Source organism: Xanthobacter sp. BG11Y11_SDJG, from assembly GCF_057364445.1.
This window is the reverse complement of the sequence record NZ_JBNFNU010000457.1, coordinates 1-3,081: the sequence shown is the minus strand read 5'-3', so window position 1 is coordinate 3,081 and position 3,081 is coordinate 1. Positions and strand designations below refer to the sequence as shown.

General features: G+C 63.5%; 4 protein-coding genes. All 4 read left to right on the top strand.

Annotation, left to right across the window (positions count from 1 at the left end; all coding sequences use genetic code 11):
* Nucleotides 1-652, top strand: a 652-nt coding sequence (locus AC2W7M_RS22790; RefSeq protein ID WP_486135147.1) for a DUF294 nucleotidyltransferase-like domain-containing protein, incomplete at its 5' end; no start/stop codon positions are given.
* The gene (locus AC2W7M_RS22785) at nucleotides 645-836 is read left to right on the top strand and encodes a putative nucleotidyltransferase substrate binding domain-containing protein (protein WP_486135145.1); all 192 of its coding nucleotides are present in this window, start codon (nucleotides 645-647) and stop codon (nucleotides 834-836) included. The genes AC2W7M_RS22790 and AC2W7M_RS22785, both read left to right, overlap by 8 nt.
* A 905-nt stretch (nucleotides 837-1,741) precedes the next feature.
* Nucleotides 1,742-2,356: a LemA family protein gene (locus AC2W7M_RS22780; RefSeq protein ID WP_486135143.1), complete on the top strand. Its 615-nt coding sequence runs from the start codon at nucleotides 1,742-1,744 to the stop codon at nucleotides 2,354-2,356.
* An 81-nt stretch (nucleotides 2,357-2,437) separates the two neighbouring features.
* A complete protein-coding gene (locus AC2W7M_RS22775; RefSeq protein WP_486135141.1) occupies nucleotides 2,438-3,025 on the top strand; it encodes a TPM domain-containing protein in 588 nt (195 codons plus the stop codon).
* The last annotated feature ends 56 nt before the right edge of the window (nucleotides 3,026-3,081 follow it).

The window sequence follows — 3,081 nt, the reverse complement described above, 5'->3', positions numbered from 1 at the left end:
CCTGGCCGAGGCGGCGGAAGGGCCGCCGCCCGCGCCGTATGCGGTGCTGGTGCTGGGCTCGGCGGGGCGCGGCGAGAGCCTGCTCGCCATGGACCAGGACAATGCGGTGGTCTGGGCCGAGCCTGTGGCGGGCGCCGACGCCTGGTTCGCCCGCTTCGGCGCGCGCCTTGCGGACCTGCTGCACGAGGTGGGCGTGCCCTATTGCCCCGGCAACGTCATGGCCCGCTCGCCCCAGTGGCGCGGCGACGCCGCCACCTGGCAGGCGCGGGTCGCCGCCTGGATCTCACGCGCGCGGCCCGACGATCTGCTGAGTGTCGACATCTTCTTCGATCTCGCGCCCGCCAGCGGGGCCGCCGCCATCGCCGACCGGCTCGCCGCGGACGCCTATGGCGCGGCGGCGGGGCAATATGCCTTTCTCAAGCAACTGGCCGATTCTGGCGGGCCGGTGCGCTCGGCGCTCACCCTCATGGGCGGCCTGCGCACCGAGAACGGACGGGTGGACGCGAAGGCCCACGGCCTGTTCCCCATCGTCTGCACCGCCCGCGTGCTCGCCATCGCCCACGGCATCGACGCCCGCTCCACCAAGGCCCGCCTCGACGGGCTGCGCGCCAAGGGCATCGGCGCCGGCGCCCGACCTCGAAGCCATGGCTGAGGCCCACGGCGTGCTGCTCTCCGCCGTGCTCGACCAGCAGCTGGAAGACCTGGCTGTGGGTCTTCCCGCCTCCAACAAGGTCGACCCGCGCCGGCTCGACGCCCACCGCCGCGCCGACCTGAAGGAGGCGTTCAAGGTGGCGGCCGGGGCACGGGACGTGCTGCATACGCTGCTGATGGCGTGAGGGCGGGGGCGGACCTGCGGGAGGGGGAGGAAGGTTTGGGGCGCGTCAGAGCGCGGAGACGGCACGGCTTTATATATTATCTATTCTTTCCAATTAAATAATTATCCAAAAATTGCAACATATGCTGTATCCAATCAATCCGAATAAAATCGAAAATAAATAATAACAATATCTAATTTATACAAAAATCTTGCCGAAAAAATTGTTCTTCCTAGTTGTGTAATAAAGGACGCAGTAATAAATATAGCAAGCAATCTTTCAGTATCACATTATAATCATAAATCCGTTTTGGAATGTAATAATCAAAAATCAGACATACAAAAATGATCAAAATCGCAGATACGATAAATGTAAAATCAAAATTCTTATTATAAAATTCATACGCAATTGAATTGAATTTGTGAAAGAAGAAATAGCAATAATTTACACGCATCCGGATTTTGATTAAATTATCTGCTTCTTCTTGGTTCGGTATCATATTCATCTCCGGACGACGGTAAATTTTATTACATTGTTTCTATCTCTCCCTCCCAAAATCATGTCGATGCCTCAGGATTGCTGATGGAATATACGCGATCAATCATCGCTGACCCATCTCGATTTCCGCCATTCCCGCCGCAACCGGCCGGAACCTCTGTTCCGTCTCGATCCTCGTCTCCCGCACCGACACGCGCGCCAATGAGGCGGGCTGCTGCCCAGCTACGCCGCCATCGCCTTCTGCGTTCCCATGCACGCTATCATCGGAATCCGGAGCTGAGGAGACCGCGCGCGCGCCGGGTACTCGGACGCCCTCAGCCGCTTTCTTCCCGCCAGACCCACATCCGCCCGTCCGAGAAATGCCGCGGACGGCATGCTATAAGGCGCGCCGGCGGCGCTGCGGAGCCGCGGATTCGGGAGAAGATGGCATGTCTGCGCTCGTCCAGTCGCTCGGCCGCCTCAAGGCGCCTTTCTTCGCCGTGCTGGCCGCGATGGTGCTCTCGGGATGCGGCGTCAACGTCATCCCCACCAGCGAGGAGAAGGCCAAGGCCGCCTGGAGCGAGGTGCTGAACCAGTACCAGCGCCGCTCGGACCTGATCCCCAATCTGGTGGAAACCGTGAAGGGCTACGCCTCCCAGGAGAAGGACGTGCTGACCTCGGTGGTGGAGGCGCGCGCCAAGGCGACCTCGATCCGGGTGGATGCCTCCACCATCACCAATCCCGAGCAGTTCAAGCAGTTCCAGGAGGCCCAGGCGGGCCTGTCCGGCGCGCTGGGGCGGCTGATCGCGGTGTCGGAAGCCTATCCGGACCTGAAGTCGAACCAGAACTTCCTCGCCCTCCAGTCGCAGATCGAGGGCACGGAAAACCGCATCGCCGTGGCGCGGCGCGACTATATCGAGGCGGTGCGCGCCTACAATACCGAGCTGCGCACCTTCCCCGGGGTGATCTGGGCCTCGATCCTCTATCGCGGCAACAAGCCCATGGAGACCTTCACCATCTCCGAGCAGCAGATGCAGGTGCCGAAGGTGAATTTCGGCAAGTAGCGGCGCGGCATCGGTTCAGGAGGCGTGAGGCCGTGAGCATGGCGCGCCGTCGGTCGCCTTTTCCCCGCAGCGGGCCCAGGGATGCGGGCGGCCGGCCTGCGGCTGGCCGCGGCCCTCGTCGGGGCGCTTTTGCGCGCTGCTCGCCGCGCTGCGGCGCAGGCGGAGCTCACCTTCCCGCCGCTCACCGGCCGGGTGGTGGACGCCGCCCATGTGCTCGATCCCGCAACCCGCGCGGCGCTCGACGCCAAGCTCGCGGCGCAGGAGGAGAAGGCCACCGACCAGTTCGTGGTGGCGACCGTTCCCTCGCTCCAGGACACCTCCATCGAGGACTATGCCAACCGCCTGTTCCGCGCCTGGCGGCTCGGCCAGGAGAAGAAGAACAACGGCGTGCTGCTGCTGGTCGCCCCCAATGAGCGCAAGGTGCGCATCGAGGTGGGCTACGGCCTCGAAGGCATCCTCACCGACGCGGTGGCGTCCGCCATCATCCGCAACGCCATCATCCCGTCCTTCAAGTCCGGCGACATGGCGGGCGGCATCGTCAAGGCGCCGACGCGGTGCTGGAGATCCTCAACCTCGACCCCGAGGAGGCGCGCGATCGCGCCCGGCGCGAGGAGCAGGGGAGCAGCTGGAGCGAGGAGGATGTCGAGAACCTCATCCTGCTCGCGGTGATGCTGCTGTTCTGGGGCTACATCTTCTGGCGCGCTTCCGCGGCGGCGGCCCGCGCG

Coding starts and splice junctions, on each gene's coding strand:
- AC2W7M_RS22785 (WP_486135145.1), top strand. CDS start 645: ATGGCTGAGGCCCACGGCGTGCTGCTCTCCGCCGTGCTCGACCAGCAG.
- AC2W7M_RS22780 (WP_486135143.1), top strand. CDS start 1,742: ATGTCTGCGCTCGTCCAGTCGCTCGGCCGCCTCAAGGCGCCTTTCTTC.
- AC2W7M_RS22775 (WP_486135141.1), top strand. CDS start 2,438: ATGCGGGCGGCCGGCCTGCGGCTGGCCGCGGCCCTCGTCGGGGCGCTT.